The 26,330-nt window shown below is 69.1% G+C and carries 19 protein-coding genes and 3 pseudogenes; 15 read left to right on the top strand and 7 right to left on the bottom strand.

All coding sequences use genetic code 11. The features are described from left to right. Positions 1-55: 55 nt before the first annotated feature. The gene (locus J7462_RS09240; RefSeq protein ID WP_219463514.1) at positions 56-2,227 is read right to left on the bottom strand and encodes an MMPL family transporter; all 2,172 of its coding nucleotides are present in this window, start codon (positions 2,225-2,227) and stop codon (positions 56-58) included. Positions 2,228-2,483: 256 nt separating this feature from the next. On the opposite strand from J7462_RS09240, the gene J7462_RS09235 reads away from it, so the two are divergent. Continuing rightward, on the top strand, positions 2,484-3,161 hold the full coding sequence (locus tag J7462_RS09235; protein WP_219463511.1) for a TetR/AcrR family transcriptional regulator: 678 nt from the start codon (positions 2,484-2,486) through the stop codon (positions 3,159-3,161). A gap of 371 nt (positions 3,162-3,532) precedes the next feature. On the opposite strand, the gene J7462_RS09230 is transcribed toward J7462_RS09235, so the two are convergent. After that, the gene (locus J7462_RS09230; RefSeq protein WP_219463509.1) at positions 3,533-3,940 is read right to left on the bottom strand and encodes a hypothetical protein; all 408 of its coding nucleotides are present in this window, start codon (positions 3,938-3,940) and stop codon (positions 3,533-3,535) included. Next, positions 3,937-4,767 (bottom strand): IS5 family transposase, encoded by an 831-nt coding sequence (locus J7462_RS09225; RefSeq protein ID WP_219463508.1) that lies wholly within the window; start codon positions 4,765-4,767, stop codon positions 3,937-3,939. Before J7462_RS09225 ends, J7462_RS09230 begins: the two co-directional genes overlap by 4 nt. Positions 4,768-4,885: 118 nt before the next feature. Between J7462_RS09225 and J7462_RS09220 the strand changes: the two genes are divergently transcribed. Continuing rightward, positions 4,886-5,227, top strand: a complete 342-nt coding sequence (locus tag J7462_RS09220) for a hypothetical protein (protein WP_219470161.1) — start codon at positions 4,886-4,888, stop codon at positions 5,225-5,227. On the opposite strand, the pseudogene J7462_RS09215 reads toward J7462_RS09220, so the two are convergent. After that, positions 5,189-5,575, bottom strand: a pseudogene (locus tag J7462_RS09215) (transposase family protein); the annotation flags it as partial. The gene J7462_RS09220 and the pseudogene J7462_RS09215 sit on opposite strands and share 39 nt — an antisense overlap. Before the next feature lie 561 nt (positions 5,576-6,136). On the opposite strand from J7462_RS09215, the gene J7462_RS09210 reads away from it, so the two are divergent. Both J7462_RS09210 and J7462_RS09205 read left to right on the top strand, forming a co-directional pair. Then, positions 6,137-7,486 carry a ricin-type beta-trefoil lectin domain protein gene (locus J7462_RS09210; protein WP_308290841.1) on the top strand — a complete coding sequence of 450 codons (1,350 nt, stop codon included), beginning with the start codon at positions 6,137-6,139 and terminating at the stop codon, positions 7,484-7,486. A gap of 306 nt (positions 7,487-7,792) precedes the next feature. Then, complete coding sequence (locus J7462_RS09205; protein ID WP_219463497.1) at positions 7,793-7,951, top strand: hypothetical protein; 159 nt, start codon at positions 7,793-7,795, stop codon at positions 7,949-7,951. 10 nt (positions 7,952-7,961) lie between these two features. On the opposite strand, the gene J7462_RS09200 is transcribed toward J7462_RS09205, so the two are convergent. After that, a complete protein-coding gene (locus J7462_RS09200; protein WP_219463496.1) occupies positions 7,962-9,101 on the bottom strand; it encodes a substrate-binding domain-containing protein in 1,140 nt (379 codons plus the stop codon). A gap of 654 nt (positions 9,102-9,755) precedes the next feature. Here J7462_RS09200 and J7462_RS09195 point away from each other — a divergent pair. From J7462_RS09195 to J7462_RS32925, 8 genes and pseudogenes are all read left to right on the top strand, one after another. Continuing rightward, positions 9,756-11,756: a DUF2264 domain-containing protein gene (locus J7462_RS09195; protein ID WP_219463494.1), complete on the top strand. Its 2,001-nt coding sequence runs from the start codon at positions 9,756-9,758 to the stop codon at positions 11,754-11,756. Between the two features lie 42 nt (positions 11,757-11,798). After that, complete coding sequence (locus J7462_RS09190; protein WP_219463492.1) at positions 11,799-13,103, top strand: ABC transporter substrate-binding protein; 1,305 nt, start codon at positions 11,799-11,801, stop codon at positions 13,101-13,103. A 116-nt stretch (positions 13,104-13,219) separates the two neighbouring features. After that, positions 13,220-14,083, top strand: a complete 864-nt coding sequence (locus J7462_RS09185) for a sugar ABC transporter permease (protein WP_308290840.1) — start codon at positions 13,220-13,222, stop codon at positions 14,081-14,083. Then, positions 14,083-14,979 carry a carbohydrate ABC transporter permease gene (locus J7462_RS09180; protein WP_219463489.1) on the top strand — a complete coding sequence of 299 codons (897 nt, stop codon included), beginning with the start codon at positions 14,083-14,085 and terminating at the stop codon, positions 14,977-14,979. The genes J7462_RS09185 and J7462_RS09180 overlap by 1 nt, the downstream gene beginning before the upstream one ends. Positions 14,980-14,984: 5 nt before the next feature. Beyond that, positions 14,985-15,662, top strand: a complete 678-nt coding sequence (locus J7462_RS09175) for a hypothetical protein (protein ID WP_219463487.1) — start codon at positions 14,985-14,987, stop codon at positions 15,660-15,662. Between the two features lie 84 nt (positions 15,663-15,746). Next, a complete protein-coding gene (locus J7462_RS09170; RefSeq protein ID WP_219463485.1) occupies positions 15,747-16,931 on the top strand; it encodes a glycoside hydrolase family 88 protein in 1,185 nt (394 codons plus the stop codon). A 46-nt stretch (positions 16,932-16,977) separates the two neighbouring features. Next, on the top strand, positions 16,978-17,802 hold the full coding sequence (gene iolB / locus J7462_RS09165) for a 5-deoxy-glucuronate isomerase (protein WP_255598374.1): 825 nt from the start codon (positions 16,978-16,980) through the stop codon (positions 17,800-17,802). Between the two features lie 312 nt (positions 17,803-18,114). Further along, positions 18,115-18,297: pseudogene (locus tag J7462_RS32925) on the top strand (IS701 family transposase); the annotation flags it as partial. A gap of 82 nt (positions 18,298-18,379) precedes the next feature. Here J7462_RS32925 and J7462_RS09155 read toward each other — a convergent pair. Next, positions 18,380-18,559: a cellulose binding domain-containing protein gene (locus J7462_RS09155; RefSeq protein ID WP_219463483.1), complete on the bottom strand. Its 180-nt coding sequence runs from the start codon at positions 18,557-18,559 to the stop codon at positions 18,380-18,382. Between the two features lie 377 nt (positions 18,560-18,936). Between J7462_RS09155 and J7462_RS09150 the strand changes: the two genes are divergently transcribed. Beyond that, entirely contained in the window at positions 18,937-20,289 is a 1,353-nt protein-coding gene (locus J7462_RS09150; RefSeq protein ID WP_219463481.1) for a ricin-type beta-trefoil lectin domain protein, read from the top strand. A 613-nt stretch (positions 20,290-20,902) separates the two neighbouring features. Here the strand turns inward: J7462_RS09150 and J7462_RS09145 are convergent. Then, entirely contained in the window at positions 20,903-22,033 is a 1,131-nt protein-coding gene (locus tag J7462_RS09145) for a LacI family DNA-binding transcriptional regulator (RefSeq protein ID WP_219463478.1), read from the bottom strand. A 564-nt stretch (positions 22,034-22,597) separates the two neighbouring features. On the opposite strand from J7462_RS09145, the gene J7462_RS09140 reads away from it, so the two are divergent. Then, positions 22,598-25,306 carry an RICIN domain-containing protein gene (locus J7462_RS09140; protein WP_219463477.1) on the top strand — a complete coding sequence of 903 codons (2,709 nt, stop codon included), beginning with the start codon at positions 22,598-22,600 and terminating at the stop codon, positions 25,304-25,306. 406 nt (positions 25,307-25,712) lie between these two features. Next, positions 25,713-26,327 (top strand): annotated as a pseudogene (locus J7462_RS33575) (AMP-binding protein); the annotation flags it as partial. Between the last annotated feature and the right edge of the window lie 3 nt (positions 26,328-26,330).

Here is a 26,330-nt window from a genome sequence, read left to right as displayed (position 1 = left end):
CTGCGGGATCCGGTTTCGCGTGACGAGGTTGAGGCCGACGACCGGCTCAGGGGCATTAGGCCGATGCCGCCGGGATCGTCTGGTGCGTCGGGTCTGCGGCGGGTGTCTGACCGGTGGCCGAAGCGGCGTCGTCGGCCGGTTCGACCGAGACGTGTGGGAGCCACCTGTCGATCCATGTCGGCAGCCACCAGTTGGCCTTGCCCAGCAGGTGCATCAGTGCTGGCACCAGTAGTGTCCGCAGCACGAACGCGTCGATGAGCACCGCGCTGGCCAGGCCGACGCCGAATTCGGCGATGACCCGTTGGCCGCCGAAGACGAAGGCCAGGAAGACGCAGATCATGATCGTTGCCGCAGCGGTGATGATGCGGCCGGTGGAGGCCTGACCGATGGTGACCGCACGCCGGTTGTCGCGGGTGTGCACCCACTCCTCGTGCATCCGGCTGACCAGGAACACCTGGTAGTCCATGGACAGCCCGAAGAGGATGGCGAGCATCATCACGGGCAGAAACGCCTCCACCGGGCCGGCCTTGCCGATTCCGAACGCCTCGGAGCCCCACCCCCACTGGAAGAACGCGACCACCACACCGAACGAGGCACCGGCCGCGAGCAGGTTCATCACCGCCGCGGTCAGCGATACCACGACGCTGCGGAACGCGAGCAGCATCAGGAGGAAGCCCAGGCCGACGATGACACCGATGAACAGCGGCAGCTTCGCGGTGATGACGTCGGCGAAGTCATCGAAGATGGCGGTCTGGCCGCCGACGTACACGCGCAGCCCGGTGTCCGCCTCGGCGGCGGGGATGACGTCTTTGCGCAGGTGTGTGATCAGGTCACTGGTCTTGGAGTCCTGCGGTGAGGTGGTCGGGATGACCTGGATGATGCCGAGCTTCGCGCCGGGCTGTGCCGGCAGTGCGATGGCCGCCGCGACGCCGGGCGTCCTGCTGACGGTGTTCGCGAGGCCGGCCAGCGCCTGCTGGTCGGCGGGGGAGGAGGTCGCGGCGACCAGTTGTAGCGGCCCGTTGAAGCCTGGCCCGAACCCTGTGGCGAGCATGTCGTAGGCCTTGCGGGTGGTCGTGCCGGCCGGGTCGTTGCCCTGGTCGGAGGAGCCGAGGTGCAGCGAGAAGACCGGGATGATCAGCGCTACCATGACGGCCAGCGCGGCCGGTGCGAGAAGCCGCGGGTGCCGCTGCACGAAGGTGGCCCAGCGGGCCCAGAAGCCCTGGCCGGATACGTCGCGCGGGCCCTCGGCGGCGAGTTGGCGCCGTTCCCGCCGGCTCAGCACCCGGTGACCGATGATGCCGAGCATCGCGGGCAGCAGGGTCGTCGCCGCTGCCACGCTGATGAGTACCATCACCGCCGCGGCGATGCCGATGCCGGTGAGGAACGACAGCTGTAGCACGAGCATGCCGAGCATGGCGACGCAGACCGTGAGGCCAGCGAAGATGACGGCTCGGCCCGAGGTGTTCAGCGCTCGTACCGTCGCCTCCTCGGCGGTGAGCCCTGCCTTGAGGCCGCTGCGGTGCCGGGAGACGATGAACAGCGCATAGTCGATGCCCACGCCGAGGCCGATGAGCACGGCCAGGGTCGGCGCGATGTCGTTCATGGTGACGACGTGGCTCAACAGGCCGATGCTCAGAATGCTGACGAACAGCGACACGATCGCGGTGACCAGGGGCAACAGCATCGACAGCAACGAACCGAACGCGATGAGCAGCACCACCGCCGCGGCGACGACACCGACGACCTCCGACACCGAGGTGGAGACCTTGTTGACCTGACGGATCGCGTTGCCGCCGAGTTCCACCGCGACGTTATCGGTGCGCGCGGACTCGGCCAACGAGATCACGTTCTCGACATCTGCCTTCGGGACTTCCTGGGCGAGTCCTTCCAGGTTCACCGTGGCGTACGCGGTACGCCCGTCCGGGCTGATCTGCGCCGCGCCGCCGGCGACGTAAGGGCTCTTGACGGCGGCGACCGACGGCGCGTCGGCGACCTTGTCCAGCATCACGGTGATCGATTGCTGGACCTGGGGGTCGCGGACTGACCCGGCGGACACCCGCCACACGATGGTGTCGGAGTCGCCGGCCTGCGCCGGGAAGGCTGACCTGAGCAGGTCGAGTGCCTTACTGGAATCAGTGCCGGGCAGCGAGAAGCTGTTGGAGTAGGCGCTTCCCGCGGCCTGGCTGAGCGCTCCGAGGCCGACCAGCACCGCTACCCACAGCAACACGACGACATACCGTCGACGAAAACACCAGCGTGCGACCCCTGCCATGCCGGACCCCCTTTTTAATCAAACGGTCGGTATGTTCGCGCGCAAGGTAACCAACGTTCCTGTGAACTGGCTGAGACCGCGTTCGCTCCGACGGCGGACGGTCGCACGCGGCGATCAGGCGGTTTGCGTCGCCGGGGAACAGCCGGTTTGCTGAGCGTGTGGCCACGGCCGGTCGGCCACGGTCTGGCATCGGATCAACACCCAGGCTCGGATGGCAGTACGGGAGGTGGCAATGGCGCGGACCGTGGGAAGTGCGGCGGAGAAGACCCGCCGGCGGATCCTGGACGTGGCCCGACGGCTGTTCGTCGAGCGCGGATACGCCGGCACGTCAGTGCAGGATGTCGCCGAGCAGGTCCAGATGACCAAGGGTTCCCTGTATTACCACTTCTCCTCCAAGGAGGAGCTGCTGCACGCCCTGATGACACCCCCGCTGGGCGAACACGATGCGTTCGTCGCCGACCTCAACGCCGCGGGAACGATGACCACCGACCTCCTGGCCCGCCTGGTCGACATCTTCGACGAGCACGCCGCGCTGCTGCGCTCGCTGTTCGGAGACCCGTCGGTGGCCCGCGAGCTGCGGCGACTGCGCCTTCCCGAACGCGTGCTCACCCTCCAAAAGGCCATCGGCGGAGGCACCGACCAAGCCGCCGTACTGCGTGGGCGATGCGTCGTGGGTGTCATCCACGCCGGCGTGCTGACCGCGGCGGAGACCGGCACCACGGCAGAACGATGCGCCGGCACCCCTCGAACGTCGTTCGATCAGCGACGCCGACTCACCGCCGAGGAGAAATCGTTCGTCATCGCCGCCGCGCGCGCCGTCCTCAGCGTGCCCGCGTCCACGACCCACGCCACAGCCGCGGGCCCGGGCCCGCACCGGTGGGCAGGCTGACAACACTCAAATACTCTGCTGGCTGTGCCGAAGAGGTCACTGTGACGATCTCGCGAGAAGACCCTGCCTCCCCTGTCCGCCTCACCAGGACCAACAGACCACCGCTGCGCATAACCCAGCACTGTTCATAGGGTTCATTATGTTCAGCTGAGCATAAAGACCCCTGCGGCGTTCCGGTATGGGTGTCCGCGCAACCACCGACCTCGGTGAGGATGCCGCCTTGAGGAACGCCTTGACCAGAGCCAGCACGCGCTTGTCCGCTACCCGTCGACGCTGTGGGTGCCGAGAACTACGTCCGCCCTGGTCGCGGCGGCCTGGCCGTGGTGAGGGATCTTGCGCCGGCCGGTCCTATCAGAGGACGGTTCGGAACATTAGGTCCGTTTCGGGGCGAGGGTGAACACTCCGGGTTCGTCTTCGGTCAGGACCTGGCGGGTGACCATGCGTTTCAGCTTCGCGCGGGCGCCTTCGACGTGTTTCGGTGAGGGCTCGACGCCGAGCGCGAGGCAGATGCCTTTCGCGCGCATGCCGGTCGGGGCGGTGGTGAGGACTTCCAGGATCTGTTGGTAGGGGGCGCTGGCGATCGTCGGGTCGTCGGCGGTGAACTCGGCGGCGGCGAGGGCACGCAGGGTGGTGCGGGTGGTCTTCAGGTCGGCCAGTTCGCCCTCGACGCGGGTGAGTTCGGTGGTGAGTGTGGTGATCTGCTCGCGGAGCCGGTCGGCGGCCTGGCGTGCGGTGGCCTCGCGTTCGGCGATCAGGTCGAGCAGCGTGGGAAGGTTCACCGGTGTCGCCAGGAGGATGTGGTGGTCCCGGTCAGCCGGCGCACGATGTTTGCCGTCGATGCCCACACCGTCCGTGACACCGCCGATTCCGGTCGGCTCTCGTACTCGCGCACGAGGCGGCGGTGCAGCATCAGCGTGCCGTTGACCTGCTCCACGATCCACCGTTTGCGGATCGGCACGAACCCGGGCCGGGTGTCGGATCGTTTGACGACCTCGACGTCGATTCCCAGCACGGCGCCGTGCAGCGCCACGTCCTGTTTGAACCCGGCGTCGACGAAGGCGCGGGTGACCGTCGGGGTGTGCGTGGCGACCTTGTCGAGCAGTCGAACGCCGATGGCGTTGTCGGTGGACGACGCCGCGGTCACCACGACCGCGATGATCAAACCCAGGGCGTCCACGGCCAGGCCCCGCTTACGCCCCGGTACCTTCTTCGCCGCGTCCTTGCCGGTCGTGGCAGCCGGGACATGGTTCGCCGCGCGGATCGACTGGGTGTCCAGCACGACCGCGCTGGGGTCCTCGGCCCGGCCGGCGTTCTCCCGAGCCTGGCAGCGCAGTAGATCGTGGATCGTCTGGTCGGTGCCGTCGTCGCGCCAGAGAGCGAAGTAGTAGTAGGTGGCCGACTTCGGGGGCAGGTCATGTGGCAGGTACGCCCACTGACACCCGGTCCGGTTCTGGTAGAAGATCGCGTTCACGATCTCCCGCAGGTCGTAGTCACCCTGATGGCCCGACACCGAGACCCGCTTGGTCTTCCGCGCCCGCAGGAACGGCCCGATCAGCGCCCACTGCTCGTCGGTGAGGTCACTCGGGTACGGCTTTCGATCACCCATGACCGACCTAACGCCACTACCGCCCGTCGGTCACGACCAGGATTCACCTTCCACGCATCGAGTGGTAGCGATCACCGACGAACCTGCCGAAAGCCCTTCAACCGGATACAAGCCATAGATCAACTCGAACATCATCGGACCGCCCTCTCACGTCGAGGCAAGCGCGAACCCGGCCCTGCGCGGCGGATACTTCATCAAGATCCGGGAGGGCGTGGCCGGCGAGGTGCGGGACCTGCTCGACTCGATCAACCGCGACCGGGCCGATATGCTGCGGTTCACCCAAGCGATCGACGATGGGCAGGAACTGCTGCGCACCAGCGCCTCCGGCTTCGATTTCACCCCGCTCTACCCGAAGTTGCCGGCCGAGCCCGTCGGTCTCGTGGAACTCGCCTACGACACCGACAACCAGGCGCAGATGCGGCACGCGGGGCACCCTCCGCTCAGTCGGCGGTATGCGTAGCAGCGCCGGCAGGGCGGTGTGTCGGGACATGACGACCATCGCCAGGACTGACAACAGGCGAGCGCCGCCCCGGCCAGCCAGATGACGCAACACCGTAGCGACCTGGGAGATCAACCGGGGTGTGCGGTACTGGTAACGCTCCAGAACAGCCGGAAGCTGTTCACGGAACGTCTGTGGGCAGCCCTGCGTCGGGCATGCCAGGTGACGTACGCGTACCCGGAGCACCACTGGCCGGGCATCGACCGACACGTCCAAGAGGCTCCACTGGTGATACCCGTGCACCCGGTCCGTCACGGCCGCGCAGTCCGGACAGGCGGCCGTCCCTTCAGGAGTCCGAGCCCTCTCTACGGGTGGCTTCCGCGTTCACCGAACTCGCCGGAGCAATCTGACCAGCGCCCACTGGCGGGGCTCGGCGTGCCCACCGATCCGCCAACGCGACAGCGCCCGCCGTCACCGGCCGGCACCTCGGCAAATACATCGACGTCCATCACTTGACGGTCCGGTGATGCCGACCGTACGGTGTGGCGAATCGATTCGTCGAGCCTGCGGAGACCTGTCTGAGCATGCCCCGCGTACGCGGTCAGTCGCCCATCGGTGCCCGTCCACGCCGCCACGTCCGGCTCACCCGTCCTCGGCGTGATCGCGGCCGTCCGTGATCGTGGGTCGTACGCCGGTAGCGGCGGTGGGCCGACAGCGGGAGGCCGGTCCTCGCCGTACCGTCCCGGGTCGGTGCCGGCGGATCAGGTGCGGCTCCCGCCCGGCGGGGCCGGGAGCCCTGCCGCCACGGCGAGGCGTGGGACGGACAGCCAAACCCGACCACCCAGGCAGGCGGGTAGCCGAAACCGGGGGCGGGATGTTCCTGATAGAAGGAGTTGAATGGTCGTGAAACACAGAGCAACCCTGGCATCCGTGGCAGCTGCCGCGGTCGCCCTCACCCTGGCCGCCGGCCTCACCATCAGCGGCGGACTCGCCTCCGCAGCCTCCACCGCTGGTGCTGGTGTGCTGGCCGCGACCGCCGGGTGCGGCAAGGCGCCCACCCTGACCAGCGGTAAACGCACGATCACCAGCGGCGGACAGAACCGCAGCTACATCCTGCGGATCCCCGACAACTACGACAGCAACCACCCCTACCGGTTGGTCTTCTCCTTCCACTGGGTCGGTGGCACCGCCGAACAGGTCGACAACGGCAGCACCAGCGGCATCGAATGGTCCTACTACGGACTGCGCGTCGACAAGTACGGCAAGGGCAACACGATCTTCGTCGCCCCCCAGGGCATCAACAACGGCTGGGGAAACTCCAACGGCCAGGACCTCACCTTCGTCGACGACATGATCAGGCAGATCGAAGGCGGCCTGTGCGTCGACACCACCCAGCTGTTCGCCTCCGGCTTCAGCTACGGCGGCGCCATGACCTACGCCATCGCCTGCGCCCGCGCCACCACCTTCCGCGGCGTCATCGTCTACTCCGGCGGGGTCCTCAGCGGATGCCAGGGCGGCACCGATCCCATCGCCTACTTCGGCATCCACGGACTACGCGACGGCACCCTCCCCATCTCCGGCGGACGGTCGATGCGCGACCGGTTCGTCCAGAACAACGGCTGCACCCGACAGAACCCGCCCGAGCCACCCCAGGGCAGCCTCACCCACATCGTCACCTGGTACACGGGCTGCCGCACCGGCTACCCCGTCGTCTGGGGCGCCTTCGACGGACCACACGCCCCCAACGCCGTCGACGGCTCGGCCGACCCCTACGCACCCGGCGCCAAATCCTGGACACAGGCAGAGGTGTGGAGATTCATCACCTCACTGAGCCCCGACGGACCCACCACCCCACCCACCACCACCCCACCCACGACGCCGCCGCCGGCAACCGGTCAGCAGATCGTCGGCGCGCAGTCCAACCGCTGCGTGGACGTGCCGAACTCGACCCAGAACAACGGCACCCAGGTGCAGCTCTGGGACTGCGGCACCGCCATGGGCCAGCGCTTCACCTACACTTCGGGCAGGCAACTGCAGGTGTACGGCAGCAAGTGCCTGGACGCGAACGGCGCGGGTACGAGCAACGGCACGACGGTGATCATCTGGGACTGTAACGGCCAGCCGAACCAGCAGTGGAACGTCAACTCCAACGGCACGATCACCGGACAGCAGTCCGGACTGTGCCTCGACGCGAACGGCGCCGGGACGGCTAACGGCACCAAACTGATCCTGTGGTCCTGCAACGGCGGCTCCAACCAGCGATGGAGTCTGCGTAGCTGACCGTCACCTCTCTCGGGGCCGGACTCGGTCCGGGCCCGAGAGGGCCCGGGCCCGGCGGGCCTGCGCGGTAACGGGTCCGGGCCCGGCGGGCCAGCCCGGACCGGACAGTTCCTCGGCTCGTCACGGGGAGTGTCCGAGTCGTGGTTCCAGCCGACAGGCACGACGGCGTGTCATCCGACACCGTGAACGTTCGTGGTCACGGCACCAGGCAGGACTTCTCACTACGGCCTGGTACGCCGACGCCCGCACCACCTGCCGCACACGCACCTGACCTGCCCCACTGATCAACGAAACACGGAGGTCGTCGTGGATCTCGATTCCGAAGCCGACGCCGAGCCACCAGGCGTGCTGCCGGTGAGCCGATGGCGCCGGATCGATCTGACCTCTTCAGACTGGCAGACCAGGAGCGTCGGCCAGCATTGCCGTATCGGCCGGGCGGACGGTGACCGGGGGAGCCGAGGATGAGGTGGAGCACCTACGCGGGTGGCGGCGCGGTCGATCCCCGGATCCGCAGTGACGGGCTGATGACGATCCGGTGGGTGGGGCGGTCGGGGTCGACAAGCCGGTCGGCGACGAGACGCACGGCGGCCCGTCCGATCGAGCGTCGAGGCGGTCGGACCGCGGTCAGCGGCGGGCTGAAGAGGCCGGCGACCTCGTCGTCGTACGCCACGATGGAGAGGTCGCCGGGAACGGAGAGGTGCCGTTCCTCGCAGTGCTGTACCAGCGCGATGGCCTCGGCGTCGGCGTGCACCAGCAGCGCCGTCGTCCCGGTCGCCTGACACCGGTCGAGGACGTCGTTGAGTACGGTGTCCCGCTCCGGTGACCGCGCGTCGGGCACCACGGCCACCACCGTCGCGTCCGGGTCGAGGCCGCACTCGGTAGTGGCGTCGAGCCAGCCGCGCCGTACGTGCTGGCTGGTGGGGCTGTTGGCATCGAGCACCAGGCCGACCGTGCGGTGTCCGAGCGAGGTGAGGTGGCGTACCGCCATGGCCGCACCGAGTGCGTGGTCGGTGACCACTGACTCCATGACCGCGTGGTGGCTGCCCACCGTGGCGGTGCGTTCCAGCAGGACGACCGGGATGCCGACCTGGTCGAGCCATTCGATGGTGCGCTCGGCGCTCGGCGCGTCCATGCTCGGCGCGATGATGAGCGCGTCGACGCCCATCCGCTCCACGAGCCGGGCCAGTTGCGGCTGGTCGTCCTCGGTGTCGTAGGAGGAGCCGCGCAGTACCACGCGCATGTCGAGCTCGCGGGCTGCTCCCTCGACGCCGCGGGCCACGTCCGGCCAGTAGTAGTCCAATGAGGGCACGAGCATGCCGAGGGCGCGTCCGACCAGCGGGTCCAGGCCGGCGACTGGTGCCTCGTCTGCTGCCGGGGCGTCGTCCGGCAGGATCAGGGCGACCCCACCGTGGACGCGGCGCACCAGACCCTCGGCGGCCAGCTCCGCGATGTCACGCCGGATGGTGACCGGCGCGGCGCCCAGCGCGTGGGACAGGTCGGAGACGCGCATCGAGCCGTCCCGTTGCAGGGCTGCCAACAGTTGCTGACGGCGGGCGACCTGAAGCGGCCCTCGGGAGCCCTCCGTCGTGGCGACGACAGGACTGTCCTTGGTCATGGGGGACCTCCGGGGAACGCTTGGTGCGGCGGGAGCTCGTGCGGGGTGCGGATGGGCTCGCCGGCCGGGTCGAACGCGGTGACGTCGACCGCGAGCCGGATCAGCTCATCTCCCATCCGTCGAAGAGCATAGGAGTCGTGCTCCGCCGGATCGTCGCGGCGCACGACGCCGCACCCGGCTGCCGACCGTCGCCGAGCCGGCCAGGCGCCGCCCGGCGCGGCGGCCGGGCGCGGCCGCCGCCGAGCCATGACTGGCCGGCCACGGGCAGGTGGCTGTGGGGGCGGCGAGGTCGTCTGGCCCGGGTCGAGGCACCAGGCGTCCTGCGGCGACGCGAACATCCGTCCCGGTGGTTCCGTCCGGTGACCGCGCCGCGCCGCAGCCAGCGGGCCGGCGAAGCGGTCGGCGATGGTCATGACCCCTCGGACGGTAGAGCGGTTATGAACGATGGTGATCGTATCAGATCACTTGGCCGGTCAAAGCAGTATTGTTTCCCTCTTTGATCGGTTGTGTCCGTATCGGTTTGAGGACGGCATTGACTTGCTCTGATGTGAGCGTTTTACTTCGGAAACCCGGTGGATGTCTGCACGTCACATTCATGGGCAACGCCCCGCTCGCCACGTTTCACGGAGACGGCTTGATGCGACAGGACCTCGGATGACGTTCGGGACGGCCGGCCGGCCGACACCGGGGACGAACCCGGCCGCCCCCGCCGCGACCTGGCACCGGGATGACTGGTTGGCCCTCGCCGACCGGATGCTCGCCGCCGTCCGGCCGTTCGCGTCGCCCGGCCACGCCCTCGTCACCTTTCCCGGGCCGGCGGGCGGTTACGGACGGGCCGTCGACGGCCTGGAGGGTTTCGCTCGCACCTTCCTGCTGGCCGGCTTCCGCATCGCGGGTGCCCGGGGAGTGGGCGTGGACGAACTCGTGGACCGGTACACGACCGGCATCGCCGCCGGCACCGACCCGAGCGGTCCGGACCGCTGGGTGCGCCTGGACGAGCACCCCCAGGCGAAGGTGGAGGCCGCCTCCATCGCGTTGGTCCTCGACCTGACCCGTCCGTGGATCTGGGACCGGTTGCCGCCCGTGGTGCGGGAGCGGGTAGTGGACTATCTGCGCCCGGCGGTCGGCGACGACACGTACCCACGGATCAACTGGGTCTGGTTCCGGCTGGTCGTCCAGACGTTCCTGCGTTCGGTCGGCGGGCCGCACTCGCTCGACGAGATGGCCGAGGACCTGCGCACCCATGACGGCTTCGCCCGAGGCGACGGCTGGATGTCCGACGGATCAGACCGCGCCTACGACCACTATGTGGGTTGGGCCCTGCACCTGTACCCGACGCTGTGGGCGCGCATGGCCGGCGCCGCGGGCCTCGCCGAGCAGCGCCGCGAACGGGACCTGGCCGGCCTCGACCGCTTCCTGAGCGATGCGGTCGCGCTCGTGGGCGCCGACGGATCACCGTTGATCCAGGGACGGAGCCTGACCTACCGATTCGCCGCGGCGGCGCCGTTCTGGGTCGGGGCCATCGCCGGCGTGTCCTCGGTCAGCCTCGGTCAGTTGCGCCGCGCGGCCACCCGTATCGTGCGCCACTTCGTCGCCAACGGCGCCGTGGACGAACGCGGCCTGCTCACCCTCGGCTGGCACGGGCCGTGGCCGCGACTGGCGCAGTCGTACTCCGGGCCCGGCTCGCCGTACTGGGCCAGCAAGGGTCTGCTCGGCATCGCGCTGCCCGCCGACCATCCCGTCTGGACGGCCGTCGAGGAGCCGCTCCCGGTCGAGGAGCGGGACACGGTACGGGCGATACCCGCGCCGGGCTGGCTGGTCTCCGGCACCCGCGCCGACGGGGTCGTCCGTGTCGTCAACCACGGCACCGACCACGCCGTCGAGGGCGCCACCGTCGGAGACTCCCCGCTCTACGCCCGGCTGGGCTACTCCACCGCCACCAGCCCTGTCCTCGACGACAGCGGCTGGGTCAGTCCGCTCGACCAGTCCGTCACCCTCGTCGACGACGCGGGTCGGGTCACCCACCGCGCCGGCATGCGCCTGCTGACCGTGTACGTCGACACCGACGGCGTCGGGGTGGCCGGATCACGTGCCCTCGCCCACTGGGTCGACCCGGATCCCGGTCAACGCGATCACGGCGGCGGCCGCCGGGGCCGGTCCCGACCGGCCGGGCACCTCACGGTGTACTCGCTGGTCCACGGCCCCTGGGAACTCCGGCTGACCCGCGTCGACGACCTCGCCGACGGTGTCGGGGCGGCTGCGCTGCGGCTGCGGATCGGCGGCTGGGCCGTTGCCGGGAACGCGACGGCGACCTTGGGTGACCGGGTGGCGGCCGTGACGGGGGCCGGCCTGACCAGCAGGCTCGACAGCGTTCACGGCGGCGGAACGGCCGGTGCCACCGTTGTTCCGCACGGCGGGCCGCTGGCCGGCGACCTGGTCGTGCCCTGGCTGGACCACCCCGTCCGGCCGGGCGCATGGGTCGTCGCCCTTCTCGAGCTGTCCAGGGCCCCGGCAGCCACGGCCGGGCAGGCGTGCCGGGTCGTGGCCGACGAGGCCGCCCACGGCCTCCACCTGGCCGTCGACTGGCCCGACGGGGTCAGCACGTCGACCCGGCTGGACACGGAACATGCCGGGCCCACCGCGGTGGCCTGGTAGCAGTGCGGGCCCGTCCGGGCCCCTGACCTGAAGGAGAAAGGGATGAAGCGCGCGATACCTGCCGTCATCAGCGCCGCGACGGCCCTGACGCTTGTTCTCGCCGGTTGCGGCGGCGGAGACGAGCCAGTCGACCCCAACGCCCCCGTGACAATCACCCTGGCCGGCTGGAGTCTGTCGTCCACGCCCGAGTTCAAGACGCTCGCCGACGGCTTCAAGGCGACCCACTCGAACGTGACGGTGGAGCTCAAGGAGTACGCCGCAGGCAACGACTACGACACCCAGATGATCACGGACCTGGCCGCCGGCACCGCCCCGGACCTGTACGTGATGAAGAACCTCAAGAACTTCTACACGTACCAGAGCGGTGGTCAGCTGCTGGACGTCTCCGACGCCATCTCCGGTCTCGGCTCGGGCCCGGCGCTCGCGTCGTTCCAGGTGGACGGCAAGGCGTACGCGGTGCCGTACCGGCAGGACTCGTGGGTGCTGTTCTACAACAAGGACCTGTTCGCGAAGGCGAAGGTGGCACCGCCGGACGGCAGCTGGACCTGGGACGACTACACCGACGCGACGAAGCGACTGCACACCGGGCTGAAGGCGGCCGGCTCGAACGCGACCGGCGCGTACCAGCACACCTTCCAGTCCACCGTGCAGGGATTCGCGCTCGCCCAGACCCCCGGCGCGGACCTGCTCTCCGGGGACTTCGGCTACCTGAAGCCGTACTACGAGCGGTCGCTGGACCTGCAGGCGGCCGGCGCGCAGCCGACCTTCGGCACCGCGAAGACCAACAAGCTCACCTACCAGGCGCAGTTCGGCAAGCAGCAGTCGGCGCTGCTGCCGATGGGCACCTGGTACGTGGCGACGCTGCTCAACCAGCGCAAGAGCGGTGACGCCGACACGTTCGGGTGGGGGATCGCCCCGGTGCCGCAGTTCGACAAGTCCACCACCGGCACCTCCGCCACACCTGTCACCTTCGGTGACCCGACCGGCCTGGGGATCAACCCGAAGATCAGCAAGTCGAAGGTCGCCGTGGCCAAGGCATTCCTCCAGTACGCGGCCGGCCCGGATGCCGGCAAGGCGCTGGCCGGGATCGGCATCACCCCGGCCCAGGTCACCGACGCGGTCACCGCGACGCTGTTCGGGTTGGACGGCGTACCGCAGGACGACCTGTCGAAGTTCGCCTACGCCAAGCACACCATCAAGCCGGAGAACCCGGTCTCGAAACACACCGCCGGTCTGCAGAACCTCCTCAACGAGACGCACTCGGCGATCCTGTCCAACAGCAAGGGCGTCGATGCGGCGCTGAGCGAGGCGCAGACCCGCGCCAAGAACGAGGTCCTCAACCAGTGAACTCACGGCGGGCCCGGCGCGGCTGAACTGCCTGCCGGACCCGCCGCCACGTCGAACGCCCCCGGAGAATCCCTATGGCAACACTGCCGCGCACGCGACCCAGGAACCGGCGTCTGGTGTGGCACAACACGGTCGCCGGTTGGTCGTTCATCCTGCCCAACTTCGTCGGCTTCGCCGTGCTGACCCTCCTACCCGTCGCGGTGCTGTTCTACGTGGCCTTCACCAGCTGGAACGTCTTCGGGGTGGCCGAGTGGACCGGCACCGCCAACTTCCGGCGGATGTGGGGCGACGCGAGCTTCTGGACCGCGCTGCGTAACACCGTCTACTACACGGTCTTCCACATCCCGCTGACCCTCGCGGCCGCACTCGGGCTGGCGCTGCTGCTCAATCGCAGACTGCGCGGCGTGCGGTTCTTCCGTACCGTCGCCTTCTTCCCCTACGTCACCTCGATCGTGGCGATCGCGATCGTGTGGAACCAACTGTTCAGTCCGGAGTACGGGCCGGTCAACGCGCTCCTGCGCGCCGTGGGGGTGGACGACCCGCCGGGCTGGACCACGTCGTCGACCTGGTCGATGCCGGCGGTCATCATCGTCGGCACCTGGCGCTACATGGGCTACTACATGCTGCTGTTCCTGGCCGGCCTACAGACCATTCCGGCCCAGCTCTACGAGGCGGCTGAGACCGACGGCGCCACAGCGTGGCAGCGGTTCGTGCACGTGACCCTCCCCGGCCTGCGACACACCACCTTCTTCGTCACCGTGCTGATCACCATCGAGAGTTTCAAGGTCTTCGACCTCATTCTCGTGATGACCGGCGGCGGGCCCGGCCAGTCGACACTGGTGCTCTCGCAGTACATCTACCAGAAGGGCTTCGAGGAGAACCAGTTCGGCTACGCCTCGGCGGTCTCCATCGTCCTGTTCGCCATCTGCTTCGGCATCACGGTCATCCAGTTCATGGTCAACAAGCGGAGGAACAGCTGATGACCGCGACCGACCTCTCCGTGCCCGCACCGGCCGTCGCCGCGCCCGGCCACCGCGGGACACCCACCCGACGTGTCAGGCTCCGGGGTTGGCGGCTCGTGGGGTACGTGACCCTCGTGCTCGCGGCGGTCGGGCTGCTGCTGCCGTTCTACTGGATGGTGGCGGCGTCGTTGAAGACCAACAACGACGTCTTCACCATCCCGATCACCTGGCTGCCCGATCCCGTGGTGTGGCGGAACTACCTCGACATCTGGCAGCGCTCGGACATGACGACGTGGCTGTGGAACACCCTGCTGCTGTCGGTGCTCGTCACCGTCCTGCAGGTGCTCACCGGCAGCTTCGCCGCTTACGGCTTCGCCCGGGTCCGCTTCCCCGGCCGCAACATGCTCTTCCTGGCGTACGTGGGAACGATCGCGGTGCCCTGGCAGTCGTACATGATCCCGCAGTTCATCCTCATGTCGAAGCTGCACCTGTCGAACACCCTGTGGTCGATCGTCGCGCTACAGGCGTTCGGCGCGTTCGGCGTGTTCCTGATGAAGCAGTTCTACGAGACGATCCCCGAGGAACTCAGCGAGTCGGCGCGGGTCGACGGGCTCAGCGAGTTCGGCATCTACCGACGGATCATGCTGCCGTTGTCCCGGCCGGCGCTCGCCAGCCTGGCCCTGCTGACGTTCGTGACCACCTGGAACGACTACCTCGGCCCGCTGGTCTACCTGCGCAGTCCGGAGCTGCGCACCATCCAGTTGGGGCTGAACACCTTCATCTCCCAGTACAACGCCGAGTACGCGCTCATCATGACCGGCTCCGTGCTGTCCGTGCTGCCCGTCGCGGTCATCTTCCTGCTCGGCCAACGCCACTTCATCGAGGGCATCGCCACGACCGGACTGAAGGGGTGAGGTCCATGCGGCCACGCCACCACACCATCACCGCCGTCTTCGACGGGGTCCACGTCGCGCTCGTCACCAACCTGCTGCTGGTGCTCGGTTGCCTGCCCATGGTGACCCTCGCGTTCACCACCGACGCGGCGCGCTCCTGGCCGCTCTACGCGCTGACCGCCCCGCTCTGCGCGCCCGGGCTCTGTGCGGTCTTCGCGGTCATGTCCGCCTACTCCGCAGGCGACTCCGGCGGCGTGCTGCGCACCTACGGACGTGCCTGGCGAGCCACCGCCCGGCCGGCGATGCTCTGGACGGCGGTAGCCATGGCCGCCCTGGTGGTGCTCGCCGTGGACGCCCGCGCCGCGTGGGGCCACCGGGTCGGGGCACTCGCCCTGCCGGTACTGGCGACCCTGATCGTCCTCACCGTCGCGACCACGCTGCTCGGGTTGGTGACCGTCGCCGAGCGACCCACCGCGCCGCTGCGCGACGTGGCCAGTGCCTGCGGATATCTGGCGGTGCGCCGGTGGTACCTCACCGTCGCGTCTCTGCTCGTGCTTGCGCTGCTCGTCCAGCTCCTAGCGGCCCGGCCCGCGATCGCGCTCGGCCTCGCCGCCGCGCCGCTGCTCTACGTCGTCTGGGCCAACAGCCGCTTCACCCTGCGGGCCGTCCTCGACCCGTCGACGGCCGCAGCCCAGCGCACCTGACCACCACGTTCCGGCCAGCGAGCGGGGACGTCGATGACACACCTGCCCGGCACCGGACCGGACCCACGAGGGAGAACAGCATCCATGACGGCAACCAACGTCCGTCTCCACTCCGACGCCGAGGCTCTGGCGGCTGCGGTGGCCGCCGCGGTACGCACCGTCGACGCGAACATCGTCACCTTCGGCGACCGGTATCCCGCGGACACCACCGACGCCGACCGCTACCCGCTCCGGCCACCGAGCGCCGGCCAGCCCGAGGGCGCCAACGTCGGGTGGACCACCAGCTTCTGGCCCGGCATGCTCTGGCTGGCGCACGACCTGACCGGTGACGACCGTCACCTGCGGGCCGCCCTGTCCCACGTGGACAGTTTCGCGTCGCGAGTGAACCACGGCATCGACCTCGACACCCACGACCTCGGGTTCCTCTACACCCTCGCCTGCGTCAACCCGGCCCGCCGTACCGGCGACCCGCAGGCCCGGGACGCGGCTCTCGCCGCCGCCGACCACCTGATGACCCGCGTGCTCGAACCCGCCGGTATCATCCAGGCCTGGGGCGACCTCGACGATCCGCGCCAACGCGGCCGTACCATCATCGACAGCCTCATGAACACGCCACTGCTCTTCTGGGCCGGCCACACCACCGGCGACGACCGCTACGCCGCGGCCGCCCGCCGGCACACCGCTCAACTGCGCCGGCACATCCTGCGCCCGGACGGCACCACCTTCCACACCTTCTACTGGGACCCGGACAGCGGTGTGCCGCTGCGCGGCGAGACCGAACAGGGCCACGCCGACCACTCCTGCTGGGCCCGTGGGCAGGCCTGGGGCATCTACGGGTTCAGCCTCAACCACCGGCACATCGGCGATCCCGCGCTGCTCGCCGCCGCGAGCGCCTGCGCCGACCGGTTCCTCGCCCACCTGCCAGCCGACCACGTCGCGTACTGGGACCTGGAGTTCGGCGACGGCAGCGGCCAGGAACGGGACAGTTCCGCCGCGGCCATCGCCGTCTGCGGCCTGCTCGAACTCGCGGACAACCTCACCGACCCGGCCAGCGCCGGCCGGTACCGCACAGCCGCCGCCGAGATCCTGCGTTCGCTCATCGACCACTACTCCACCGGCGGCCATCAGGTCTCGAACGCGCTGATCCTGCACGGCGTCTACGACAAACCCAAGGGCGTCGGCGTCGACGAGGGAACCCTGTGGGGCGACTACTTCTACCTGGAAGCCCTCACCCGCGCCACGATCCCCGGCTGGACCAGCCCCTGGTGACCGCCGCGACGGACCCGTACTGCCCCGCCTCCTCCGAAAGGTGACCATGGACTACCGCTACCACTGCTCCATCCCCGCCGCCGACGGCCGGAACACGCTGCCCTTCAATCCCTGCCGGCTGCTGGACTTCACCCTGCTGCGGCTGTCGGCCGGCGAGTCCTGGACCGGCGAGTCCGGTGATCGGGAGATCCTGGCCGTCATTCTCGGCGGCACCGCCGACTTCACCGTCGCCGGCCACCACTTCCCGCAGGTCGGCCAGCGTCCGGACGTCTTCTCCGGCAAGCCGCACTCCGTCTACCTCCCGGCTGGCTCCTCGATCACCGTCGAGGCCGTCACCGCCGTGGAGATCGCCCTGCCCAGCGCACCCAGTGAGCTGGCCACCGAGCCCTACGTCATCGCGCCGGAGCAGGTCGCGACCGGCCGCTGGGGAGCCGCCAACTTCGGCCGCACCTACCACCAGATCCTCACCGAGATCGCCCAACCGGACCTGCCCGCCCGCCGGCTCATCGTCGGCGAGACCTACACGCCCTCGGGCAACTGGAGCACCTACCCGCCGCACCGGCACCGGGTCGACGACCTTCCCGCCGAGGCCGCACACGAGGAGATGTACTACTACCGCGTCAACCCGGTTGACGGGTTCGGCATCAGCCGGGTCTACACCGACGACGGGTACGAGGAAAACGCCACCATCCGCGAGCATCTGATGCAGATGATGCCCGAGGGCTACCACACCGTGGTCAGCGCGCCCGGCTACACGACCTACTTCCTGTGGTTTCTGGCCGGCACACAACGCACCCAGGGTGCCCGCGAGGACGCCGATCTCGCCTGGGTGGGCCAGACCGTGCCGACCCTGCGCAGCCTGGGTCTGTAGCGACGGCCCTGAACACCCTGTTCACCTCGACGGCCTGGTCGCGACGGTCACCCGCGACAACCGTGGGATGGACCAGGCCACCGCGACCAGGCCGGCGCTGACCTCGCCCGACGCCGCCCCCGGGCCGAGTCGCCACCTCTGTCCGTGGGCGACGAACCTTGGGCCCCTGACCGCCCAGGACCGGGAGCGGTGCCGAGGAGCCCCGTTGCGGTGTGGGGACATCCGTCCTAGCACCGGATTCCTCAAGGACGGCAAGGCCCCGGAGCGTGCGGCCCGGCAGTACTCCGGCACCCTCGGAAGGTCGCCAACTGCCAGATCGACCAGATCCGACGACGGGCGGCATCGTAGCTGGTCGTGGACCAGCGATACCGGCCGAAGTGGATGATGGCCCTGGAGATGCTCGACGAGCTGGCCGGGTGGGGTCTACGTCCGCCGCAAGCAGCAGTTCGGGGGTACGGCGTGATCACCCGTACCCCCGGCATCCTGACCGGCCGTGCGCAGGACGGACACCGGGGCACGCGGGCATTCCTGAGATCCGTGTGATGGGCGCACCACCCGGCGCACCCTGATCGGCGTGCTATGGCGTCGTGACGGTCAGCGGGGGCGTGGCCGGTGCGCCGTTGACGAGGAATCCGAACGTGGTCGAGGCGTTGGCGGCCAGCGAACCGTTGTGCGCGGCATTGCGCACCGTCACCGACGAACCGCTGGTGCTCAGCGTGCCGTTCCACAGTTGGCTGATCGTGGCCCCTGCGGCCATGGTCCACCGCACGGTCCACCCGTGCGGTGGTGTGGTCCAGGGCGATGGTGCGGCGGCCGGCGGCGGTCATGGGTGGGCCGACGGTGACGGTCTGGCCGTAAGCGATGCGTTGCTGGTTGATGGCCCACAGCAGCAGGGACTTGACGAACGTCGTACGTCATACGAATATAGGCATCGATATATACCTGCCCGCGTCCCGTCCGGAGGGCTGAGATGACACCGGGCCGGTCGACGTCTGCGGCCGCCGCTTCGACCGCCGTCCGTGTTGACGTCGGCGCTTCGGTGACGCCTTCACGTCCAGCCGGGTGTGGCTCAAGTAGCGGTCGCCGGCTTGACACCCGAGCCGGACGGCAGCTTCCCCGTAAGGAGTCGACTCTGTGTCACCTCGTAAACGCTCGGCCCCCTGGATAGGGGCGATCCTGGCCGCCCTGGTCCTGGTCACCGTCGGCGCGTACGTCCTCACCGACGCCCCACCGGCCTCGGCGGCCACCACTGCCGGCTGCGGTAAGGCCCCGGGACTGAACAGCGGCACCCACACCATCCAGAGCGGCGGCAAGAGCCGCAGCTTCATCCTTCGGCTCCCCGACAGCTACGACAACACCTACCCGCACCGGCTGGCCTTCGGCTACCACTGGCTGGGTGGCACCGCGAGTGCCGTCGCCTCGGGCGGAACCGACGGCTACGCCTGGGCCTACTACGGCATGCTGTCGCAGTCGAACAACACCACGATCTTCGTCGCCCCCCAGGGCATCAACAACGGCTGGGCCAACACCAACGGCGAGGACGTCACCTTCACCGACGACATGATCCGCGTGATCGAGAACGCGCTCTGCGTCGACACCACGCAACGCTTCTCGGTCGGGTTCAGCTACGGCGGCGCGATGAGCTACTCGTTGGCGTGTTCGCGGCCGACGGTGTTCCGCGCGGTCGCGGCCATCGCCGCCCCCGGCGAGATCAGTGGTTGCAGCGGTGGGACCCAGCCCGTGGCGTACCTGGGAATTCACGGCATCAACGACAACATTCAAAGCGGCCGGTCACTACGCGACAGGTGGCTCAGAAACAACGGTTGCGCTGCGCAGAACGCCCCCGAGCCCGCGCGGGGCAGCCTGACCCACATCATCACCACCTACTCGTGTCGGGCCGGCTACCCGGTGGCCTGGGCCCCGTTCGACGGCGGCCACCAGCAGGGCCCGGTGGACGGATGTGCCGGCTGTGAGAGCGGCGCGCGAAGCTGGGTCAAGCCTGAGGTGTGGCGGTTCTTCACCCAGTTCGGGTCGACCCCGCCGCCGACCACCCCGCCGCCGACCACCACGCCGCCGACCACGCCGCCGGCCGGCCAGGCGAACGTGATGATCGCGGGCGGCCAGTCGAGCCGTTGCATCGACGTCGCCAACTCCAGCACGAGCAACGGCGCCCGGGTGCAGCTGTGGGACTGCCACGGCAACAGCAACCAGCGCTGGACCCACACCGCCAACCGAACCCTGACCGTCTACGGCAACAAGTGCCTGGACGCCAGCGGATCGGGCACCAGCAACGGCACCGTCGTCCAGATCTGGGACTGCAACGGCGGCGCGAACCAGCAGTGGAACCGGAACAGCAACGGGACCATCACCTCCGTCCAGTCGGGACTCTGCCTGGACGCCGTCGGCAACGGCACCGCCAACGGGACGCAACTCAACCTGTGGGCGTGCCACGGAGGCGGCAACCAGCAATGGGCTACCCGTAGCTGACGGTCCGACAACCCCGTACCACCATGGCACGGCGGTGAGGCGGGGTGGCGGCCAGTTCCTTCGGCCGCCACCCCGCCGGGCCGGGATTACAACTGTTCTTCGCCCTGCACCTTGGAAACAGGCGAGCGCCGATCCGCTTGTCCCAGAAGAGGTTGGACTGGGCATCGGCGCGGACTGCCCGCTCATGGTCGCGGTCATCCGCCTCGGACCACGGAACCCCGGCAAACAACTCGACGACACCGTCACCCTTCTGGGCGCGGACTGGAACTCTGCGGTGTCGACTCCCACTACGAGCCCGAACCCGACTGGTCAGCCTGTCCCCGGGCGGATGATGCAACTCAGCGGATTTTACGACGCCGCACCCACACTCGGCGTGTCCTGGAAGCCCGGCGGACACCATGGCGGCTGCCAGGCGCGAGGACCTCCTGGGGGCGATGTGGCCATGGTGAACTCCCATCAAAAGGGCGGGGGCCGGCGCGCTGGGCAACGGGGTGCTGGGACAGGAGGGGTATCGAGAGAGGTGCGCGTCCGCGCGGGTGCTTCCGCCGCTCGTCAGCGACGGCCGGTGCGGGCCTCGGGTGACGTGCCCCGTGGATGGACGGATTGACGCTGATCAGGGCTGGGTGGAGGGGACTTCGCTGCCGGCGGGCTGATCATGCGGGCCACCGTGGGCATGGGGGGTCGCTCGGCGGCCGCGTCCCGGGATCGGTCGGGGCGGTGGTGGTGCCGTCGAGGCGCGGACGACGAGCTCGACCGGTTGGTCGGCCGCCGGTGGAAGCTCGACGTCCGGTTTCTCGATGACGTTTACCAGCCGCGCGAGGCCCTGCTGCGCGACCTCGTCGAATGGCTGCCGCAGGGTGGTGAGCGGGGGAGTGACGTAGGCGGCGACCGGGATGTCGTCGAACCCGACGACGCTGATGTCCTCGGGCACCCGGCGCCCGGCGTCGAGCTGCGCGCGGATGAGACCGATCGCCATGTCGTCGTTCGCGGCGAACACCGCGGTCACGGTGCCGTCGCCGACCAGTTCCCGGCCCGCCGCGTAGCCGGACGCGGCCGACCAGTCGCCCTCGACGACCGGCGGCTCGTCCGCGCCGCAGGCTCGCAACGCCTCGCGCCAGCCGGCGAGACGGTCCCGTGCCGAATACCACCGCTGCGGGCCGGCCAGGTGATGGACGGTCGCGTGCCCCAACTCCAGCAGGTGCTCGGTCGCGGCTCGCGCGAGCCGGCCCGCGCCGACCCTGGCGGTCACCACCTGCGGCGCGGTGAAGGTGGGCGGCGCGCCGAGGACCAGGACCGGCACGTCCACGCTGATGAGGCCGACGCCCTCGTCGATCGGCTCGGAGATGACGACGCCGTCCACGCCCTGGTCCAGCAGCGATGCCAGGGCGCTCGCGATGCCGCCCGGGTCGCCCTCGATCGTGGTGGCCACCCGCAGCGTGTAGCCCACCTTCCGGACCGCCCGCTCGATGCCGATGAGCCACGATGCCGGCCCGTACAAGGCGCTGCCGAGCGTCACCACGCCGATCGACCGGGTCCGCCCGGAGGCCAGCGCCCGGGCCGCCTGGTTGCGCCGGTAGCCGAGCTCCTCGGCGGCGTCCAGGACCCGCCGGCGCACGTCGGCTGAGACATACGGCTCGTCGTTGAGGACCCGGGACACCGTCTTCTGGGAGACGCCGGCCAGCCGCGCGACGTCCACGCTGCGCGGCGTCGGAGGGCTTCCACCCGGCCTTGCCAGTCGCGTCATGGCACCTCCCATCGCCGGCCATAGTTATGTATGATTGCGCTGTCATGTCTGCGCAGTCATACACTCGCCATCAAGCTCCCGTAGCCCGCCTGTGATGCTGGCGAGGCATGTTCCTTGCCAACACTCTAATCCCAGTTTCGAATCGAACAGGTCGGGCCGGGGTGCCCGCCGACTTCTCCGAGGACCGCAGTGCTGTCCACGCCTTCGACGTGTCACGCGGCCGGGCATCGGAGAGTCGAATCGATTCGCCATTCGTCGACGCCGCATCGGTGAGCTGGCGACACGGAATGCCTGATCGCGATGCCCTAGCGCTCCGGAAGGGGCGTACTCACCGGCGGTTGTTTGAAGTCTGCGAGGCGCAGGGAGCAGGAAGTAACCGTCGTGAAACCTTGACTTCACGCTCGATAGGTCCATTAATACATATCTATGTATCCGGGCCGTAGCCACCCTTCCCGGGGTGGTCGGCGACGCCGGCAGATTCGTCGAATCGATTCGAGTTTCGGCCTTGAGGCTGCGCCCTGAACCGGTGTTGCGGAGCTGGCGGATGAGTCACAGGAGGTTGCCGTGCATCGTACGAAAGCCCATTGGGGTGGCCGATTGTCGGCGTCGGCCAGAGGGCTTGCCGCGACCGTGGCGCTCGGCCTGACCCTGACGCTGGGCGGGCTGCCCCTGGCGACCCCCCGGTCGGCCCTGGCCGCGCCGGGCGCGATGGGGGCTGTGGCCGCCGCCGGTGTTGACGGTGTGGCAGCCGGGAACGCCGCGATCGCCTCGGTCGACCTGAGCGGGACCTGGGGCTTCACGCCCGCGGGCCGGGCGGCGACCACGATCGCGGTGCCTGGTGGCGGCTGGTACAAACAGGGCTTCACCACCGTGAACGAGGCGGTGTACTCGCGCAGCATCACCGTGCCGGACTCGGGGCAGCCCCAGTCGACCTGGATCGAGTTCGGCGCGGTCAACCACCAGGCGACACTGTCGGTCGACGGCCGCGTGGTCGCCACCCAGACGACGGCGTTCACCCCGTCGAACTTCGACATCAGCGCCTACGCGGCGGCCGGCACCACCCACACGATCACCGTGAACGTGAAGGGCCGCGGCGCGTTGAAGGCATCCAACGGCCGGTACCTGGTGCCCGACGCCGCCACGTGGTCCGAGGCGGTACCGCAGGGGATCTTCGGGTCCGCGTTCCTGCGGGTGTACCCGGCGGTGTACGTCAGCGACACATTCGTGCGTACGTCGGTGGCGAACAAGACACTGACCTACGACGTGACGGTGCGCAACACGTCGGGCAGTTCCCGGTCGGTGACGTTGACCGGGTCGCTGTCGTCCAAGAACGGAACGGCTTTCAGCTACCCGGAACTGCCCAGCCGTACGGTCACCGTGGCGGCCCGCTCGACCGTGACCGTGACCGTCGGGCCGGTCGCGTGGAACCTCGACAGCACCTCGTACTGGTGGCCCAACGTGCCGTACCGGTCGGGGTACCGGGCGCAGCTGCACGGGCTGGCGGTGCATGCCGTCACCGACGACGGCCGGACGAGCGACGCCGAGTACCGGTTCGGATTCCGGGAGGCCACCCAGAACGGTGACTACTACTACCTCAACGGCGTGCGCGTCAACTTCCGCGGCGACAACCTCCAGGGTGCCGACTACGACCGGATCAACAACGGCGGCAAGGGCGACGCATACCACACCCTGCCCGGCTTCCTGCCCCCGTCGTCCGGCAACGGCGGCTGGCCGCAGGCGGTGGACAACTACCAGCGGCTGAACTACAACGTGGTGCGCATCCACCAGGAGCCCGGGAGCCCTTACATGTTGGATGTCGCCGACGAGATGGGCCTGATGATCATCGACGAGGTCGCGATTCGCGGCTCCCAATCCTCGCAGGAGTGGAAGGAGTCCGTCGGGCACGACAACATGGTCAACCACGCCCGTGCGCTGGTCCTGCGCGACCGCAACCACCCCGCGATCATCCGCTGGAGTCAGAACAACGAGCCGAACCAGAGCGGCCAGGATTCCGAACAGTTCGAGAAGGAGCTGTACGCGGCGATGAACGGCGCCGACGGCACCCGGCCGATCATCGCCGAGGTGGGCGTCGGCGGGAATGTCAGCCTGTATCCCGGGATGACGTACGCCAACTTCGCGGTTATCCCGCACTACGTCGACGGCTTCGGCAGGTACGGGGAGGGCCTGATCACCGTGAACGGGCGACCCGACGGCGAGGGCGAGTACATCTGGCCGGCATGCAACAACAAGCAGGGCTTCGAGTGGTTCGCCACGGCAACCCTGGCCAAGCGCGGCAAGGGCGCCACCGACCTGCGTCCGTACACGCTGCTGTCCGCCTGGGCCAGCGTCGTGCCCGGCGTGCGGAGCACCGACTTCACCCCGGAGGAGGGTGGTCACCCCATCTACGGCGTGGACAACCTGCCCGACCCGTGGGGCAACCCGCAGATCCAGCGCGTGCAGGCGGCGTTCAACCCGGTGGCCGCGGTCGACCTCCCCTTCTGGTCGGCCTCCGGCAATTCGGACTCGAACGGCACCTTCCCGTTGCCGCAGGCGGTGCCCAGCTATGCCCGTAACGCCACGGTGACCCGCAACATCACCGTGTTCAACGACGACTTCGTCGACACGTCGGTGGGCTTCACCTGGACGGCGCGGCTCGACAGCCCGACCGGTGCGGTCGTCGCGTCCGGCAGCACGACCCTGACCGTCCCGCTCGGCTCACGGGTCACCCAGCCGGTGTCCTTCACCACCCCCGCCACCGGCAGCCGCGTGTACCTGCAACTGTCGACCACGAAGTCCGGCAGCACCGTCTTCACCGACGCGGTCGAGTACTTCAACCTCAGCGGAGGCAGCGGAACCGGACCCACTCCCGGCACCTACCGCATCGTCAACCGTAACAGCGGCAAACCCCTCGCCATCGCCGGCAACTCCACCGCCGACGGCGCCAAGACCGTCCAGCAGAGCGGCACCCCCACCTGGACGATCAGCACCACGCAGGACGCCTACACCCTGCGCTACACCGCCTCCGGAAAGGTGCTCGACGTCAACGGCGGCAGCACCACGCAGGGCCTGCAACTGCAGCAGTGGTCGGCCAACGGCGGCACCAACCAGATGTGGTACCTGCGGCCCACCGGTGACGGCTACTACACCATCGTCAGCCGCGGCAACGGACTGGCAGCCGACGTCTACGGCGCCTCGACCAGCGACGGAGCGCAGGTCGTGCAGTGGTCGGCCAACGGCGGTACCAACCAGCAGTGGCAGTTCGTACCCGCCTGACAGAGAACAGAGGCGGATGTCAAGCCTGACCGCCGGTAACGGACTGCCGATCGTCGCGCCGACTCGGGTGCACGCTTTGTGCACCCGAGTCGGCCACGATCCGACGCGGTGGGCCCCGAGCTGGGCTGGCGGTTGATCATCCACGCGGCATCTCACGGGGTGCTCTGGCGCGATGGACGGGGCCGGCGCGCGATGGATCAGCCCGGACGCCGTCCCGCTGAAGCTGGGGCCCGATCGCGAACAGATGGACTCACGCGACTCCGCTGGACCAGGCGATTCGACCAAGATCAACCTCTTGATCCGCGGGTTCGGGGTTAGTCCTTGTCGCTCCGCTGCGCGAAGCGGCCCTAATCGGGAGGAAGTAGGTCTACTTCCGAGTTAGAGTCCATGGCCGTTCGAGCCGACGGACCTCGCCTGCGTCGTCTACACCTCCGGCTCGACCGGTCGCCCCAAGGGCGTGGCCCTGTCCCACCAGGGCATCACGGCTCTCGTCTGCGACGTCGACGAGCTCCAGGTCCGTCCGGACGACGTGGTGGCCCAGGCGACACCGCTGACCTTCGACGCCTCGCTGTTCGACGTCTTCGGCGCGCTGTTGAACGGCGCCGCGCTCGCCCTTGCGCCACCTGGACCGGAGACCCTGGACGAACTATGCGCGCTCTTCTCGGCCACCGGCGTCACCGTGCTCCAGTTGACCCCGGGGCTGTTCCGCCGGCTCGAACCACGCCATCTGGTGGACCTCGGCGGTCTGCGGCTGCTGCTGTCCGGTGGGGACATCATGTCGGTCCGGGCGGCGCGCGACTTCCTCACCGAGGTGCCCAACTGCACCTTGCTCAACATCTACGGACCCACCGAGAACACCCAGCTGACCAGCGTGCACCGCGTCACGGCCGTCGACACGACCCGCGCCGTGCCGATCGGACGCCCACTGCCGAACACCACGGTCGACATCGTCGACCCGGCCGGCCAACCGGTGCCGATCGGTGTCCCCGGCGAGTTGTACGCCGGCGGCCTGGGCGTCGCCAAC

Source organism: Micromonospora sp. RL09-050-HVF-A (assembly GCF_019374995.1).
Classification (GTDB): domain Bacteria; phylum Actinomycetota; class Actinomycetes; order Mycobacteriales; family Micromonosporaceae; genus Micromonospora; species Micromonospora antibiotica.
This window is presented reverse-complemented; position numbering and strand designations above follow the sequence as displayed.